Origin of the sequence: Marinomonas rhodophyticola (assembly GCF_026113935.1) — a bacterium.
In the GTDB taxonomy this organism is placed as follows: domain Bacteria; phylum Pseudomonadota; class Gammaproteobacteria; order Pseudomonadales; family Marinomonadaceae; genus Marinomonas; species Marinomonas rhodophyticola.
Genome location: NZ_JAPEUL010000011.1, coordinates 319,757 through 335,646 on the forward strand (window position 1 = coordinate 319,757; position 15,890 = coordinate 335,646).

Annotated in this window: 14 protein-coding genes and 1 pseudogene; 10 read left to right on the plus strand and 5 right to left on the minus strand. The window is 45.1% G+C overall.

What is annotated here, in order from left to right:
• Positions 1 to 62 precede the first annotated feature (62 nt).
• On the minus strand, positions 63 to 806 hold the full coding sequence (locus ONZ52_RS21185; protein WP_265220627.1) for a LacI family DNA-binding transcriptional regulator: 744 nt from the start codon (positions 804 to 806) through the stop codon (positions 63 to 65).
• Entirely contained in the window at positions 689 to 1,150 is a 462-nt protein-coding gene (locus ONZ52_RS25505) for a LacI family DNA-binding transcriptional regulator (protein WP_418138635.1), read from the minus strand. Before ONZ52_RS25505 ends, ONZ52_RS21185 begins: the two co-directional genes overlap by 118 nt.
• Before the next feature lie 182 nt (positions 1,151 to 1,332).
• On the opposite strand from ONZ52_RS25505, the gene ONZ52_RS21190 reads away from it, so the two are divergent.
• Complete coding sequence (locus ONZ52_RS21190; RefSeq protein ID WP_265220628.1) at positions 1,333 to 2,679, plus strand: alpha/beta hydrolase family protein; 1,347 nt, start codon at positions 1,333 to 1,335, stop codon at positions 2,677 to 2,679.
• Between the two features lie 53 nt (positions 2,680 to 2,732).
• On the opposite strand, the gene ONZ52_RS21195 is transcribed toward ONZ52_RS21190, so the two are convergent.
• Positions 2,733 to 3,689, minus strand: a complete 957-nt coding sequence (locus ONZ52_RS21195; protein WP_265220629.1) for an AraC family transcriptional regulator — start codon at positions 3,687 to 3,689, stop codon at positions 2,733 to 2,735.
• Positions 3,690 to 3,847: 158 nt separating this feature from the next.
• On the opposite strand from ONZ52_RS21195, the gene ONZ52_RS21200 reads away from it, so the two are divergent.
• From ONZ52_RS21200 to ONZ52_RS21210, 3 genes are read left to right on the plus strand one after another with little or no spacing between them, the layout of a single operon-like run.
• Entirely contained in the window at positions 3,848 to 4,786 is a 939-nt protein-coding gene (locus tag ONZ52_RS21200; protein WP_265220630.1) for an MFS transporter, read from the plus strand.
• 10 nt (positions 4,787 to 4,796) lie between these two features.
• Complete coding sequence (locus ONZ52_RS21205) at positions 4,797 to 5,015, plus strand: hypothetical protein (RefSeq protein ID WP_265220631.1); 219 nt, start codon at positions 4,797 to 4,799, stop codon at positions 5,013 to 5,015.
• A 17-nt stretch (positions 5,016 to 5,032) separates the two neighbouring features.
• Positions 5,033 to 5,260: a DeoR family transcriptional regulator gene (locus ONZ52_RS21210; protein ID WP_265220632.1), complete on the plus strand. Its 228-nt coding sequence runs from the start codon at positions 5,033 to 5,035 to the stop codon at positions 5,258 to 5,260.
• Positions 5,261 to 5,382: 122 nt separating this feature from the next.
• On the opposite strand, the gene ONZ52_RS21215 is transcribed toward ONZ52_RS21210, so the two are convergent.
• The gene (locus tag ONZ52_RS21215; protein ID WP_265220633.1) at positions 5,383 to 6,414 is read right to left on the minus strand and encodes a DUF3612 domain-containing protein; all 1,032 of its coding nucleotides are present in this window, start codon (positions 6,412 to 6,414) and stop codon (positions 5,383 to 5,385) included.
• A gap of 38 nt (positions 6,415 to 6,452) precedes the next feature.
• The gene (locus ONZ52_RS21220; RefSeq protein WP_265220634.1) at positions 6,453 to 6,908 is read right to left on the minus strand and encodes a helix-turn-helix domain-containing protein; all 456 of its coding nucleotides are present in this window, start codon (positions 6,906 to 6,908) and stop codon (positions 6,453 to 6,455) included.
• A 143-nt stretch (positions 6,909 to 7,051) separates the two neighbouring features.
• Between ONZ52_RS21220 and ONZ52_RS21225 the strand changes: the two are divergent.
• The 6 genes and pseudogenes from ONZ52_RS21225 to ONZ52_RS21250 all read left to right on the plus strand — a co-directional run bounded on the left by ONZ52_RS21225 (position 7,052) and on the right by ONZ52_RS21250 (position 15,857).
• Positions 7,052 to 9,224: pseudogene (locus ONZ52_RS21225) on the plus strand (malate synthase G).
• Positions 9,225 to 9,285: 61 nt separating this feature from the next.
• Positions 9,286 to 10,887 carry an isocitrate lyase gene (locus ONZ52_RS21230; protein WP_265220635.1) on the plus strand — a complete coding sequence of 534 codons (1,602 nt, stop codon included), beginning with the start codon at positions 9,286 to 9,288 and terminating at the stop codon, positions 10,885 to 10,887.
• A 275-nt stretch (positions 10,888 to 11,162) separates the two neighbouring features.
• Entirely contained in the window at positions 11,163 to 11,681 is a 519-nt protein-coding gene (locus ONZ52_RS21235) for an Hcp family type VI secretion system effector (RefSeq protein WP_265220636.1), read from the plus strand.
• A gap of 80 nt (positions 11,682 to 11,761) precedes the next feature.
• Positions 11,762 to 13,900, plus strand: coding sequence for a type VI secretion system Vgr family protein (locus ONZ52_RS21240; RefSeq protein ID WP_265220637.1), 2,139 nt, complete (start codon positions 11,762 to 11,764; stop codon positions 13,898 to 13,900).
• 3 nt (positions 13,901 to 13,903) lie between these two features.
• Complete coding sequence (locus ONZ52_RS21245) at positions 13,904 to 14,824, plus strand: DUF4123 domain-containing protein (RefSeq protein ID WP_265220638.1); 921 nt, start codon at positions 13,904 to 13,906, stop codon at positions 14,822 to 14,824.
• Positions 14,811 to 15,857: a toxin VasX gene (locus ONZ52_RS21250; protein WP_265220639.1), complete on the plus strand. Its 1,047-nt coding sequence runs from the start codon at positions 14,811 to 14,813 to the stop codon at positions 15,855 to 15,857. Before ONZ52_RS21245 ends, ONZ52_RS21250 begins: the two co-directional genes overlap by 14 nt.
• The last annotated feature ends 33 nt before the right edge of the window (positions 15,858 to 15,890 follow it).

The following is a 15,890-nucleotide window of genomic DNA, read 5'->3' on the forward strand; positions in this document are numbered from 1 at the left end:
ACAAGTAAAATTTAATGCTTCCCCTGAGTTGAGTTAGCCTATTTTTTTGTGCCAGAATAAAATCAACTTGGTGCCGTTGATGACGCGTTAAATTCTTTATTTAAACGAAATTGATGTGGAAGATAAACTGGCGCTGTTGGTGGCAAATGGTGCCAGATGGATTTTAAGGTAGCCACGGTAGCTGGCCCATATAAGTTAGCTGGCACGCCAACAGAATTGAGCCAGTGAGCGATCCAAGGGTTAAGTGGATTATCGTCAAAACCGAAAAAGGTCATCTGTTTAATAGGGTCTAGTCCTGCTTCTTGTGCACGACGATATGCGCCATAGGCTAGCATATCGCTGAGGCAGACAATGACATCCGGTCTTTTGGGCATGTCTAAAAAAGTTTGCATGCTTTCGTAACCAACTTCTAAATGATTAAGTCCTGCTACGTGAGCGTGAGGGATATCGTTGGGATCAATACCAGCTTCTGACAACCTATCTAATAGGCCTCTACGTCGCTCTACAGCGGCAGTAAAATTGAGTGAGGCATGAATGATCCCAATGTTTTTCTTTCCATGCTGTAAAAGTAAATTTGCGACATCTACACCGGCTTGGTAATTATTGATGCCAACATAATAGCTATGCTCTTGATCTGGGGCGGGGCGATTAATAAAGAGTAATGTCGTGCCACTGTTACGGTAATCAGTTAAAAGTGCACTTTGAACGGCACCAATGATGACCACCGCACGAGCCAACTGAGACTGCATTTCTCGTAAGTATTCGTCTTGTATCGTTGCTTCTTCATGAGTATCGCATAAGGACATAATGTAACCCTCCCCCTTAAAGCCAGCTCTATCGATGAAGCGATGGCTGACATTGCAGGATTAGCCAAGCTTGCCGCTAATACACCGACCATCCGACTTTCTTGACATCTTAACGCTCTGCCAACGCTTGCTGGTCTGTAGCCGAGTTCTTCCACCGCTTTTTTGACTTGAAGGATCGTTTGTTCTGATGCCTTGTTGGTAATGCCGTTGATAATACGAGAGGCGGTTGCAGTCGAAACATTGGCATGAGCGGCGACCATCGCTAAAGACGCTCTTTTATTCGAGGTGTTTTTTTGCTTTCTGCGCGGAGCTGATGGCATGTCTCTTCCTTGGGATAAAGGCATTAAAGAGCCAAGATTTTAGCCTTGATCGATAGTGGCAACAAGCAAGTTACTGATGTTGCTGTTATTAGGTGTGCTTTCGCTCTTGAGCGAAGTGTAATGACGTGGTTATACTTATTTGGTTAATCGATTAACCAAATAATTTTTAAGCATTCAATACAATAAAGATAATAAGGACTGTTGTTATGAAAAATAAGCAAACGACGCGTTACGCTGCTGCGTTACTTGTGGTGTCTTGTGTTCCATTTTCTGCGGTACAAGCTGAAAATAGAATTGATATTATCCGAGCAGATGCCCCTGAATTAGCGGCTTATGGCGAGCAGACAGTTGGTGTTAGACAATTAGACTTTATTCATAAAAGCCAAATAGACATTGTAAACACAGACACTAATAGAAAAGAGGATGATGTTTTTCCGTATTACGATCGTCCATTAACTGTACAGGTTTGGTATCCTGCTGCTTCAAATGCCAAGGGGGAAACGGTCTTAAAGGCGCTGATCCGAGATGGCAAAACCCTAGTTGATCTCCATGGTAAGGCCATAGTAGATGCTCAACCTGCGACTACTAAAACGTTGTTTCCGCTCGTAATTCTGTCACACGGTTATCCAGGTAATCGTTTCTTGATGTCACCCATCGCGGAAAATATTGCCTCAAAAGGATATGTCGTGGTGTCTATTGACCACACTGATTCAACTTACAGTACTTTATCTAAAATTAGCTCAAGCTTGGTGAATAGAACCAAAGATCAGTTGTTTATTTTGAATCAAATAGATCGTTTAGCAAAAGATAAAACCTCCTTTTTGTATAATCTAGTAGATGTAAACAATACTGGGATTATTGGTTATTCAATGGGCGGGTATGGCACAGTGGTGACCGTGGGTGGTGGTTTGACGCAATACGCTTTGGATCAAAGAGAAGGTTTTTTCTCTACACCGAAAGGCACTTTAGATCAGTATTTGAGCGGAAGTAAAGAGTATCTCGCCTTAGCGGATAGTCGAATTAAAACCGCGGTCACTTTTGCGCCTGCTGGGATGAAAAGGCATTTTATGGATTCAAACACAGCAAAAGGTATTCGAGTTCCTATGCTATTTATAGCGGGGTCGGTGGACGATGTGGTTGGCTATGAAGACGGTGTGCGTGCTTTATGGAAGTCGGCAACCAGTGTTCATCGCTCTTTGCTGACATTCGACTATGCAAATCACAATGCAGGCGCACCGATGGCACCACCTGAAGAAGCCAACAAAGTGGACGCTGATTTAGGCTTTAATTTAACCATGCATTATCTTGATCCTGTTTGGGATAACGTACGCATGAATAATATTTCAACACATTTCATTACCGCGTGGTTAGGTCAGTATTTGAAACAGGATTCTGCTATGTCGAGCTATTTTGATTTAGTACCTCTATCGAATGATGGTCAATGGAGCAAAGATAAAAATGGCATGGAGAACTCAGACAATACCTACTGGAAGGGTTTCCCTAACAGAAGCGCAAGTGGCTTGAGATTGGAAACCTTAAAGGCTGGCTCTTAAAAAAACAGCCAGCAGCGTCATGTATTGATAACCTAGGCAAGACCTCTCAGCAGTTAATAGGTCTTGCCTTTAGTTTGTGTTATGGGTAAATGATGAGCTAAAGGATGATCTAAGGTAACGCTGTAATTTTTTCGAAATTGCATTGGCGTGACATTGAAGGCGAGTTTAAATTTTTTAGCAAAATAGGCTGAGCAGTTGAAACCACTCTCAAAGGCAATGTCTGAGATTGGTTTATTGCTTTCCGTTAGGAGTTGAATGGATTTTCGTAACCGATAATTTAACAGGTAGTTGTTTGGTGAACAGCCTAGAGCGTTGCGGAATATTCGATAACATTCACTTTCGCTGATATTTGCTGTCTGACTTATATCGGCAATGGAAATGCGCTCTCCATAATGACCATGAATGAAATTTAGCAAGGTTTGTATTCTTCTTTCGTTCGTCTTTGAGCGGTTTTGAGTTGCGGTGATGTCTTGCTGATTGGTACAGAAGATGTGCCAGAATTTCATTAGCGCAATGTTCATATAAAACTCGCGGTCAGAGCCTTCTTTTTTCCATACATCAAAGGCTGTCACCAGCTCATTGATGACTTGCTGGTGCCAAGCTTTGTTATTGGAGAATTTATAAAATAGCAGCTCTTTGTTATTGAGAACAGGCAGCACATGCTTTTTATAAATCAGCCCAAAATCAACACCACCCAATATTTTGGGACTGAACACCACGTTGAGTATTCGACAGTCTTCAGAGCCATGATTCGTTAGCTTGTGTAAGGTGTTGGCATTGATAAAGACCATTTCGCCCGTTCGGATTATGTCGCTGGAATGAATGCATTCAACCTTTGTTGCGCCTTCTACCACCAGTACAACTTCAATTTCGTCGTGCCAGTGCCATGGTACTTCGCCACCAACAAAATGGGAAAAGCGTTCGTCGTAAGATCCACAGGGAAAGTCATGACTTCCGTGAATTGTGAGTTCTCTACCATTCTCTTCTGTTTCAATCTTATAAATTTGCATGGCATCGCTTAGTAACGTTGTTAGGTTAAATGGCTCGGCAGAATTGTTTTGATAGAATCGTTATATTTTAAGAGAGTATATGCCTATAGATAAAAAAAATTAGGCGGTATTGTTCTAAGTCGTTCAAAATAGCCAAATTAAAATAGGTAATCAATGTCATGCTTTTGCTTTTTATCATCTATATCGCTTTTATCAGTTTAGGTTTACCTGATGCCGTGCTTGGTTCATCTTGGCCGATTATGAAAAACGACTTAAATGCCTCGCTGGAATTTGCCGGTGTTATTTCTCTCATCATCAGTGCTGGCACCGTGCTCTCCAGCCTTTATGTGACAAAAGCGATTCATTATTTTGGTATAGGAAAAGTCGTTGCGCTAAGTGTCTTGCTGACTGCGATAGCATTATTTGGCTTTAGTATGTCCAATATAGCCTGGGCGCTTGTGTTCTTAGCTATTCCGTTAGGTGTTGGAGCGGGCGCTGTGGATGCGGCACTGAATAATTTTGTTGCCTTGCACTACAGAGCCAAGCACATGAACTATCTGCATTCATTTTGGGGTGTTGGTGCGACCGCTGGACCACTTTTAATGGCGAATTATTTGGCTCTCAAAGATGGTTGGCGCGATGGCTATATGACCATTGCGATTGTGCAATTTTTACTGGTCATTTTATTATTTGCTTCGCTTCCTCTGTGGAAAAAATTTGTCATTAGCTCAGTAAGAAGCAATGAGACCAACACTCCGTTAGTGACAAATGCTTCCGCACTAAAAATGAAAGGTGTCCCACTGCAGTTAGCGGTATTTTTTAGCTATTGCTCAATAGAAATGAGCACTGGTTTGTGGGCGGCGAGTTATCTCACAACAGAGCGCAATATTTTACCAGTAGACGCTGCTTTTTGGGTCGCCATGTACTATTTAGGTATTACAGTAGGGCGCTTTGCCTGTGGCGTTATTGCTGAAAAAGTGACAGAAGAAACCCTTATCCGTTCAGGCGTTGTCATTATCTTGTTTGGTTGCATTTTGCTTGCGCTACTGTTTTCAGATGAGACTCGCCAAAATAGGCTTGATATTGATTGGGTTAGGTTGCGCCCCAATTTTTCCTAACACCATTCAAATGACACCTAAACGTTTTGGCTCATCGGCATCGCAAGCCATTATTGGTTTATCTATGGCCACGGCTTATATCGGTATCATGGTTGTACCGCCAATACTTGGTTTCACCGCAGAGATACTCACCTTTGCTTCGTTCCCCATGATATTGCTGTTGCTGGCAGGCATTATATTGCTGACCACCGAACGCTTAAGGCGTTATCACAGCACCTTCTTACGTTAATAACGAAGAGAGGCATCATGATGAGCACCGAGAATAGACCAAGCATACAGAGACAACAAACCATACTATTGCTGCTAGCATTGGATGGAAAAGTATTCTCTGAGACACTAAAGCCGCGATTTAATGTGTCGGATAACATCATTTGCAACGATATGATTTATTTAGAAAAAGCGGGCTTGTTAAAGCGTATTGACGGTGGGGCAATGGCAGTAGAAGAGTGTTCGGAGTCACAAAAAGAAAAGTAGTGGTTATCTTGTCTTACTCACCGTCAAATTTTAAGAGTGATAAAGATACAGAAATAAAAGCCAAGCCTAACAAAACACCACACGGCTTGGCTTAGACTTCATCACTTTTTTATCCGATAAACCTAAGCTCTCTCGCATTGCTGATAACAACTCGGTTTCCTCGGGCAGACGGCGCCGCGAGAGCAAATCAACCTAGCATCGTTGTCTATGCCCCGTTCTACCCAGTTGATATTAAGAATTTTCGCCACGCTCATGAGGTCTTTTTTGATGCTTCTTGGTATCTGTGAGGAACCGCCTTTGGTGACACACGCTTGGCGTAAATCGGCCGCGATGGAGAGGGCGTCTTTGCCTTGAGCATCAATAGCAGGATTCAAGTCAATGCCGGAGCAAAGTACGTGGCTATTGCCGGCAAGATCTTGCACCTTGATTGATTCACAGGCGTATATTCGCGGCTCGTCGCCGACATTAAGAATCGATATTTGTGCGGAGGTGCCTGTACTTGGTTCGCTGATTTTGCGAAACACCGACCAGTGCTGGCATGGGTCTTCCACCATGCTCATGTTGCCCCAAGGCAAAGGAATGCCATTGCCTCGATAGATGGCTTTGAGCTTACCTGGCGCGTAGGCATCGAAATAATGCCAATGAGGATAAGGTGACGCGGCCGTCATGCGACGCATGGTGACGGATTCAGAAACACCTGCCAGTTGTGCGGTATTAATTTCGTAGCCATTGCGATCTAACATTTGTCGAAATGGCACCTTTGGGCACAGCAAAGCGCCAGCAAAAAAACTGCATTCAAAATCTCGCCACGCGAATAAAATATCCTGAGCATCCATCCCCGACGATTGTATTTTTGCGTTTTTGGCTTGTAAGGGGGAAATTTCATTTCGCCCTGTAACTAGCACATTTTTCAAACCGTCTTTGTCATGCAAAACCGTGTGGCCAATGTGTACCGCAAGGTTGTACTTGAGACGCTGAGGCTGATTTTTCATGATCTGATTGATGTAAATCGTGCTTGGCGGATCAAAAAAAGACGTCACCACATGGCTTTCACCAACACCCATTTCCTGCAATACCGCTAAGGGTGTTTTTTTAAACCACTTGATTTGCAAGCCCATCTGCTTAGTGATGGCGACAATCTCATCAAGGCTCAATGGCAAGCGTTTGAGACCAACTTCTTCAGCAGCGCGCTCTAAATCGGGGAAATGATTTTGATGATGTTCCTGGTGGACTGAATCAACAAATGCGCAAATTGGCGACCGCTGGTACCGGTTTGGGAAAGCATTTCAGGAATGGCAATTTGCAGTATTTCTTTGGAGAACAAAAAGTTTGGCTCTAATGCCATACCATTGATGCCACCACCAGACCCTTTCGTTGGCGTAATGGCGTCTTCTTCTGGAACATCATCCAAAAACCATTCAACCTCTTTTTGAAAAACGCTGGCGATGACTTCCAATACGTCTTCACTGGGGATGCGTTTCCCCCTTTCTATCATGGATAAATAAGACACCGATGGGGCCGATTCTGCGTCCACTTTTATGCAGCGCGCCGACAGATCTTCCATGGTCAAACGGTTGCGTTTACGCAGGTTGCGGATCTTAGTACCCAAAAAATGGGCTTTACGATTGAGGCTATTTTTATTTTTCATTTTTGTAAAATTTACACTGTGTAATTCTTATTGTGAAATTTTATCTTAGTCGGGCATAGACTATAAATCAAGCAATCGTAAGAGAGATCAAATGCATTGCTAACCCTAAGAATCAGAACGATAAGAGAAAGAAGGAAAGCGAGATGAATATGCCCCAAGCAAGAAATAACAGTGTGCTTCATCCAGGGTTTTGCCACTTCATTAATGAGGAAGTGCTGCCGCTTCACGCTATCAAACCGACAAAATTCTGGCGCGACCTTGAACAGTTGATTGCCGATCTGTCACCAATTAATCGTCAACTTTTGGCGACTCGTGATCAGATGCAGCAACAAATTGATCAATGGCATTTGGATCATAAAGACCAAGCCATGGACACAAAAGCCTATGAGGCCTTCTTGCGTGAGATCGGTTACTTGGTTGAAGAGGGTGACGATTTCACCATTACCACCGCGAATGTCGATGAAGAGATTGCTCATTTGGCTGGACCTCAATTGGTTGTGCCAGTTAAGAACGCACGTTTTGCATTGAATGCCGCCAATGCACGTTGGGGCAGTTTGTACGACGCTTTTTACGGTACGGATGTCATTGCGAAAACACAGGGGCTTGAGACAGGTAAAGGCTACAACCCAGCTCGTGGCGAAGTGGTGATTGCCAAAGCCAAAGACTTTTTAGACGACGTGTTTCCGCTGGAGTCTGGTTCTCACAAAGACGTGATCAGCTACGTGGTTTATTACCATCATTTGTTGGCCTTTTTTCAAGACGGCAGCCAAATCGGCTTAAAACAACCTTGTCAGCTGGTGGCGGTAAATGGTCAGCGCAGTGAGCCAGAAGCCATTTTGCTAAAAAACAATGGGTTGCACGTAGAAATCCAGTTTGACCGTAACGGCAAAAACGGTGTGAAAGACCCAGCCAATATCAATGACATTCTTATCGAATCAGCTCTAAGCACCATTATGGATAGTGAAGATTCAGTGGCAGCGGTGGATGCGGAAGACAAAATTGAGGTTTACCGCAACTGGCTAGGACTGATGCAAGGCACGCTGGAAGCCAGCTTTAGTAAAGATGGACAGATGCAAACGCGCCGCATGAACCCTGATCGTATTTTTACGGATTTAGACAACCAAGAATACCGTCTACATGGCCGTTCTTTGTTGTTGATTCGCAATGTGGGTCACTTGATGGAATGCGACTTGATGCAAGATGAGCTGGGTAACTTTGTTCCCGAAGGCATTATGGATGCGGTAGTTACTGTGTTGATCGGTGCCTTGGATTTGCAACGTAGTAAGGGCATTCGTAACAGTAGAACCAGCAGCATTTACGTGGTGAAACCTAAGATGCATGGCCCTGAAGAAGTGGCGTTTAGCTGTAAGTTGTTTGGTCGAGTTGAGCAGATGCTTAGCTTACCAGAAAACACCATCAAGATCGGCATTATGGATGAAGAGCGTCGCACGACCTTGAATTTGAAAGAGTGTATTCGCCAGGCGAAATCTCGGGTGTTTTTCATCAATACCGGCTTTTTGGATCGTACTGGCGATGAGATTCATACCAGCATGCAAGCAGGGCCGTTCTTGCCGAAAGATCAGATCAAAACTCAACCTTGGATTCAGGCCTATGAAAACCGCAACGTCGACATAGGTTTGCAATGTGGTTTACCGGGCAAGGCACAGATCGGTAAGGGTATGTGGGCGATGCCGGATGAAATGGCGGCCATGATGGCAACCAAAATTGCCCATCCAAAAGCCGGCGCCAATACGGCTTGGGTGCCTTCGCCAACGGCGGCGACATTGCATGCTTTGCATTATCACCAAGTGAATGTGTTTGAAGTGCAAGATCGCATAAAACATCGCCAGAAAGCGAATCTAACGGATTTACTGACCATTCCGACGATTCCAAGCAATTTGACCTTGTCGGACCAAGTGATTGAGCGGGAAATTGAAAACAACGTTCAAGGGCTATTGGGTTACGTAGTGCGCTGGGTTGAAGCGGGTGTCGGTTGTTCGAAAGTACCAGATATTAACAACGTGGGCTTGATGGAAGACCGTGCGACGCTGCGAATTTCCAGCCAGCATTTGGCGAACTGGTTGCTTCATGGAGTTTGTAGCAAAGAACAAATTGATGAGGTGATGCAGCGTATGGCGCGGGTGGTAGATAAGCAAAACACAGCGACGGAAGGATATCGTCCGATGGCACAAAATGCCAAGAGTCTAGCGTTTAAAGCCGCGCAGGATTTGATTTTTAAAGGCGTGATTCAACCGAACGGCTACACCGAGTCCCTTGCTTCATGCTTATCGAATGCAGGTGAAGGAAACTCACTGAAAACGAATTAATAATTAAAGAATCTGTTCCCATTTAAACAACCTAAAGAGCGAGAAAAACGATGCATACTTACAAAAATAAAACGCAACAAGCTAGCCAAACGATTCATTCTCAAGGACCAACTTGGGCGGCGATGAACCCAGAATCAGTGGTTAGAATGCAATTGCAAAACCGTTTCAATACAGGGTTAGACATCGCCAAATACACGGCTAAGATCATGCGTGAAGACATGGCAAGCTACGACAAAGACCCAGCGAACTACACTCAGTCTTTAGGTTGCTGGCACGGCTTTATCGGCCAACAAAAAATGATTTCTATTAAGAAGCATTTTGGCACCACGCGCAGCCGCTACTTGTACTTGTCAGGCTGGATGGTCGCTGCGATGCGTTCTGAGTTTGGCCCTTTGCCGGATCAATCTATGCATGAAAAAACGTCTGTGCCAGCGTTGATTGAAGAACTCTATACTTTCTTAAAACAAGCTGATGCCCGTGAGTTGCAGCATCTTTTCAAAGAAATGGATGACGCGAGAGCCGTCGGAGATCAAGTACGTGAGCAAGCGGCGCAGCAAAAAGTCGATAACTTTGAAACGCACGTTGTGCCGATTATTGCGGATATCGATGCGGGCTTTGGTAACGAAGAGGCGACCTATTTGCTAGCGAAGAAAATGATCGAAGCGGGCGCTTGTTGTATCCAGATCGAGAACCAAGTGTCTGATGCCAAACAGTGTGGACACCAAGATGGTAAGGTAACCGTACCTCACGAAGATTTCTTGGCGAAAATTAACGCTGTGCGTTATGCATTCTTGGAGTTGGGCGTGGACGATGGTGTGATCGTGGCTCGTACTGACTCTTTGGGCGCGGGTTTAACGCAAAAAATTCCAGTGTCACAAACATCTGGTGATTTAGCTGAGCAATACAATGCCTTTATTGACGGTGAAGAAGTGACCTCACTAGAGCAAATGAAATCTGGTGATATGGCGATCAAACTAGGAAATCGTTTAATCAAACCCACGCGTTTGCCGAATGGTTTGGTGCGCTTTAAACCGAATACAGGTGAAGATCGTGTGGTGTTGGATTGCATCACCTCTTTGCAAAATGGCGCGGATCTATTGTGGATTGAAACGGAGAAACCACACATTGGTCAAATTGCTGCCATTGTGAATCGTATTTGTGACGTTATGCCTAATGCCAAATTGGTTTACAACAACAGTCCGTCTTTTAACTGGACGTTGAACTTCCGTCAGCAAGTGTTTGATGCGTGGTTGGAAGAAGGGCAAGACGTTAGCCAGTACCAACGTGAGAAACTGATGTCACAAGATTACGATGGCAGCATGTTAGCCGAGGAAGCCGACGAGCGTATTCGCCGCTTCCAAAAAGATGCCGCCGCACAGGCAGGAATCTTCCATCATTTAATAACCTTGCCGACGTACCATACAGCCGCCTTGTCTACAGACAACTTGGCAAAAGACTACTTCGGTGAACTGGGCATGTTAGGCTACGTGAGAGAAGTGCAGCGTAAAGAAATCCGCCAAGGATTAGCCTGCGTGAAACACCAAGACATGTCTGGTTCTAATATAGGAGATGACCACAAAGAGTACTTCTCTGGTGAGCAAGCATTAAAAGCATCAGGTAAAGACAACACCATGAATCAATTTGCAGTCTGATGAAATGAAATAAGCGTCAGAGTGTATTGATAACAAAAAACCAGCAGTTTCCCCCTGCTGGTTTTTTTATTAGAGGGGCTTGTTCTTCATCTAGCAAACTCTTGCTCGCTGAGCGGTTTTTTGCCCAACCCTAAGCAAAGTCTTGCTCGCTGGTGGCTTCGACTTTATTTAAGTCTTTGAAAGTATTGGGTATTTTTCTTTGGCATCTATATTGCTCTTCTGGATAGAGTGTTCAAGAACACGTTTTTACTATTTTACGAATAAGGAATTTTATTATGCCAACGCCATGTTATATCTCTATCGAAGGTGAATCTCAGGGTCTGATCACTGCGGGCGCTATGTCTGTTGATTCTATCGGTGACGTGGGCTTGGAAGGCCATGACGACGAAATGCTGGTGCAAAAGTTCGACCACAACGTAACGGTGCCAACCAACCCTCAGTCTGGTAACCCATCTGGTCAGCGCGTTCACAAACCATTCAAATTCACCGTTGCTCTGAACAAAGCGGTTCCACTGCTTTACAACGCGTTGTCGTCTGGTGAAAAACTGCCAAAAGTGGAATTGAAATGGTACCGCACCTCTGCGGAAGGCAAGCAAGAAAACTTCTTCGTAACGGCGCTTGAAGGCGCGGTTATCGTGGACATTCATTGCGAAATGCCACACTGCCAAGACCCAACAATGGGGAACTTTACACAAAACCTAACGGTCTCTATGGCTTACCGTAAGATCACTTGGGATCACATCAACTCTGGTACGTCTGGTTCTGACGACTGGAGTAAGCCAATCGAAGCGTAAGCTTGTATTGGTACGGGCCGCCTGTTCACTCAGGCGGCCTTTTTGCGTATTTTTAGACCGTCATAACAAAGGAAACTGGTATGGCTACATTGACGTTTACATTGGCACTCGACGGAATAGAAGAAGATACCCTCGTCGTTCGAGAATACCAAGGGCATGAATCGATCTCTGATTCTCTGCTGAAAGATGGTTCGCCTTGTTATGGCTTCCGTTATCAATTGTCTCTTGCCAGTCGTCAATCGGACCTGTCTGCCGACACCATCGTCGATAAAAACGCCGAGCTACGCCTGTTTCGCAATGGCGAATTAGTACAACGTGTGCACGGCATTGTGCGTCAGTTTGAAAAAGGCGACACTGGGCACAACTTTACCTACTACGGCTTAACCCTCGTTCCTGCACTGGAACGTTTGTCTTTACGTCACAACAGCCGTATTTTTCAAAAGAAAACCGCCCAAGCCATCATCACCCAACTGTTGGATGAGATGGGCATCACAGAACACCTTTTCACCACCCAAAGAACGCCCCTAGAGCGCGAGTTTTGTGTTCAATACCGTGAAACCGACTTAGACTTTTTACATCGATTGGCCGCCGAAGAAGGCTGGGTCTATTACTTCACCCACGAAGAAGGCAAACACCTGCTGCACTTTGCTGATCAAAGCCAGTTTTTACCTAAGTACCCAGAAAAAATCCCGTACAATGTATTATCCGGTGGTGGCTCAGACGATCTTTACATCTCCACTTTGACGCACCACACACAAAGCTTACCAAGCCAAAGCACACTGAAAGACTACAGCTTCAAAAAGCCCGATTACCGCTTCTTGCACCAGCAAGAGGGCGAGAACATGGATTACCAGCTGCCCAGTTACGAACACTTCGATGCCCCGGGGCGTTTCAAAGACGACGTGACAGGCAAAGCCTTTTCTCGCATACGCCTAGAATACCTGCGCCGTAGTGCTCGCACTCTCGTGGGAAAAAGTAACCACGCAGGCATCCAAGCTGGCATGAAAATCACCATCGAAGGGCACAACGAAGACACCATCAACCAAGAGTGGCTGCCGGTCTGGGTCGAACACCACGGCACCCAGCCGCAAGTCTTGGAAGAAGAAGGCCAAACGGGCAGCACCACCTACAACAATCGCTTTACCTTTATTCCTGCCACTACCAACTGGCAAGCGACACCACAACCCAAACCGAGTGTCGACGGCCCCATGATGGCCACGGTTGTTGGCCCTGAAGGGGAAGAAATTTTCTGTGACGAACACGGACGCGTCAAACTGCACTTCCCATGGGACAGATACAGCGAAGCGAATGATCACAGTTCCTGCTGGGTGCGTGTCTCCCAAGGCTGGGCCGGTAACCAACATGGCATGATGGCCATCCCACGAATCGGCAGCGAAGTCATCGTCAGTTTTTTAAACAGCGACCCAGATCAACCGATCGTCACTGGCCGCACCTTTAACGCCAAAAACACCCCACCGTATTTATTGCCGGACAATAAAACCAAAACCGTGTGGCGCAGCGACACCCACCAAGGGGAAGGCTTTAACGAGATTAGCTTCGAAGACCAAGTCGACAACGAAAAAGTCTATGTACACGCGCAAAAAGACCACGAAACCGATGTCCTCAACGACAGCATTACTCACATCGGTCACGACCAACACAGACAAATCGACAACGACCGCTTCACCCAAATCGGCGGTGAAAACGGCACAGGCAACGACCACCTGATCATCAAAGGCGAAAGTCGCCACAAGATAGATAAAGATCACACACTTATGGTGGACGGAAGCTTACAACAGAAAGTAGGTTCGAAAGCGGTGCTCGATGCTGGGAACGAGATTCACCTAAGCAGCGGTGTGAAATTGGTGGTTAACGCAGGGGCTGAGACTCACCTTAATGGCGGGGGAAGCTTCCTAAAAATTGATGGTTCAGGGGTTCATCTAGTCGGTTCTGCCATCAACCTAAACTCAGGCGGTGGTGCGGGTTCTGGCAGTGGATTTAGTGGGGCAGTACCCGAACTACCGCTCAGTGTTGTGTCACCGGAATACGATGCCAACCTTGAGGCGCCAGAGGGCAATGAAGCGCCAATAGTGGCAACTGCAGCATTAAAACATCAATTGATATCGGATCAGTTGCAAAATGAACTAGTCACCGAAGTGTGTCAAAAGAGAGCCGACGGAACCTGTCCTTTAGGTGATTGTCCTTGTGGGAATAATTAACCGATGATTACATCAGATACGTTAAATCTACATTCGGATTCATTTGAGGCTGGCTTACAGTATTACCTAATTGCTAACAGTGTTCCTGCTAGTACACCAACATTAAGTGCTGATATTTATACCCACAGCAACAGTGTAGAAAGTGCAGCTTTGTACCTTGATTCCGATCTTTCCACATTCCTTGATGTTAGTCCTTATGTTATTCGGGTACGTGAAGGAGATCATTTGCTTCAACAATACGAGCAGAATGCACTCACAAAAAAAGGTTGGACAGGCGTTTTAATTGCGGTGACTGAAGAGACCAGCTTTGAAGCGTTACTGGCTCATTTACGCCAGCGTTTGTTTGTGTCTTTTTCCTCAGGAAGAAAAGGCATTTTGCACTATTCCAACCCCAACGTAGCAAACTATTTTTTTGGTGAAACGGAGTTGCGTACCAACACAGAATCATGGCTTGGAATGATTAAACAAGTTTGCTGGTATGGCGCAGAAAATTCACCCAACCAAGGATTATGGTGCAAAGTTCAAAATCATTCAGATAAAGCAGAAGCTCATACGCCATCATGGGTGATAACGCCGTCACAAGAAGCGGCTTTTAAGCTGCTGAATATTGATAGAGCGTTAACAACATACTTCACGAATGTTTCGTTAGATCTAAAAGATAGCCATATATGGACTCAATATCGACGCTACTTCAATGAGGCAGAGACACTGGGTTTTGCTGATCTAGACAATATTTATCAATACCTTACTTTATGTCGAGCGCAAAATAGCCCATGTGATCAAGAGCATTATAGTGCTGAAAAGGTGGCTGCCAGTTTGTTTGAGCGCCTTGATATAAAAGCTATTCAGTCATTGAATGAAGCTCAAAAATTACATCATATAGAAATGCTGATTAAAAAGGATGAATCGTATGCCAACGGATAAAATAGGCTCAGGCCCTGCCTGTGATGGCACTAAAGTATTTATCGAAGTCACTGGGGTGCAGCATGATGCAAGCTGCCGTTTTCAGTTTTATGATGCGCAAGACGCGAGCCGCAAAGAAGATATTGAAGGTCAGCTGGTCTCTATGCCATTGGTGAATACGACGATTAACAGCTGGCCATGGCAGCAAAACGCATCTCCCGTGGATGCTTGCTTAGCGATAGCAGGGCAGCAGGGTGATATCCTTTTGCCGTTATTTAATGATGTTCAGCCCAAAGAGCGTGTGGATGGCGAGCAGGATTACTTAATGCATGCGGTGGTGCCATTGACGCTGCTGCCTACTTATAATCCTCACTTACAAGATAATGAACGCTACGCTCCTTCACGTAATGGCTACTTCTACGTGTTTTATAACAATAAAGCATGGCGGGAACTGGAAATACATGCCTCTGATAGCGAAGGTGTGCAGTTCTTCGACGTGGACTTGTCTGCCTATCGTACCGGTGAAAACGAGACTTTTTCGTCAGACAAACGAGAGGCGGTGGGTAACCCCCTAAAAGATATTTGGCTACCAGTAAAAGACAACAACCAAGACACGCTTGTCTACCTTGCCTATTCAGAGGTGCCATGGAGCGGCGAGCGTTTAAATTATTTTGAAAATAATGTAGCAGAGCTGCAGAAACGCGCGCAATCCTTACACGAGTTAAGAGGCGCTGATAATCCACCCAGCCATAGACAAAAAGAGGCTTGTGTTCTACTTGCGAGCGACTTACCTGAAATGCGAGCTCGCGCGGACATTGAATGGCATATTGGTGAGCCACTTAAGTTTAACCGTGACCTAAGCGGAAGTTGGCTAAATCAACAATATACAGACATCAAAAATGGCATAGAAAATGCCAATAACAATGATGATGAACAATTCGAAGCCCTGATGCACCGAAGTGCGTTCCAGTACGAATACGGTATGAAAGAAACGGCGTTGAAGTCTCTGATCACCAATGACAATGATCTAGATATAACTTGGGAAGCGTCATAAAGCTTAGATTATCTGAGTGATGCCAAAGCTCGC

Coding starts and splice junctions, on each gene's coding strand:
- ONZ52_RS21230 (WP_265220635.1), top strand. CDS start 9,286: ATGCATACTTACAAAAATAAAACGCAACAAGCTAGCCAAACGATTCAT.
- ONZ52_RS21195 (WP_265220629.1), bottom strand. CDS start 3,689: ATGCAAATTTATAAGATTGAAACAGAAGAGAATGGTAGAGAACTCACA.
- ONZ52_RS25505 (WP_418138635.1), bottom strand. CDS start 1,150: ATGCCTTTATCCCAAGGAAGAGACATGCCATCAGCTCCGCGCAGAAAG.
- ONZ52_RS21245 (WP_265220638.1), top strand. CDS start 13,904: ATGATTACATCAGATACGTTAAATCTACATTCGGATTCATTTGAGGCT.
- ONZ52_RS21220 (WP_265220634.1), bottom strand. CDS start 6,908: ATGAAAAATAAAAATAGCCTCAATCGTAAAGCCCATTTTTTGGGTACT.
- ONZ52_RS21210 (WP_265220632.1), top strand. CDS start 5,033: ATGATGAGCACCGAGAATAGACCAAGCATACAGAGACAACAAACCATA.
- ONZ52_RS21190 (WP_265220628.1), top strand. CDS start 1,333: ATGAAAAATAAGCAAACGACGCGTTACGCTGCTGCGTTACTTGTGGTG.
- ONZ52_RS21250 (WP_265220639.1), top strand. CDS start 14,811: ATGCCAACGGATAAAATAGGCTCAGGCCCTGCCTGTGATGGCACTAAA.
- ONZ52_RS21185 (WP_265220627.1), bottom strand. CDS start 806: ATGTCCTTATGCGATACTCATGAAGAAGCAACGATACAAGACGAATAC.
- ONZ52_RS21205 (WP_265220631.1), top strand. CDS start 4,797: ATGACACCTAAACGTTTTGGCTCATCGGCATCGCAAGCCATTATTGGT.
- ONZ52_RS21240 (WP_265220637.1), top strand. CDS start 11,762: ATGGCTACATTGACGTTTACATTGGCACTCGACGGAATAGAAGAAGAT.
- ONZ52_RS21200 (WP_265220630.1), top strand. CDS start 3,848: ATGCTTTTGCTTTTTATCATCTATATCGCTTTTATCAGTTTAGGTTTA.
- ONZ52_RS21235 (WP_265220636.1), top strand. CDS start 11,163: ATGCCAACGCCATGTTATATCTCTATCGAAGGTGAATCTCAGGGTCTG.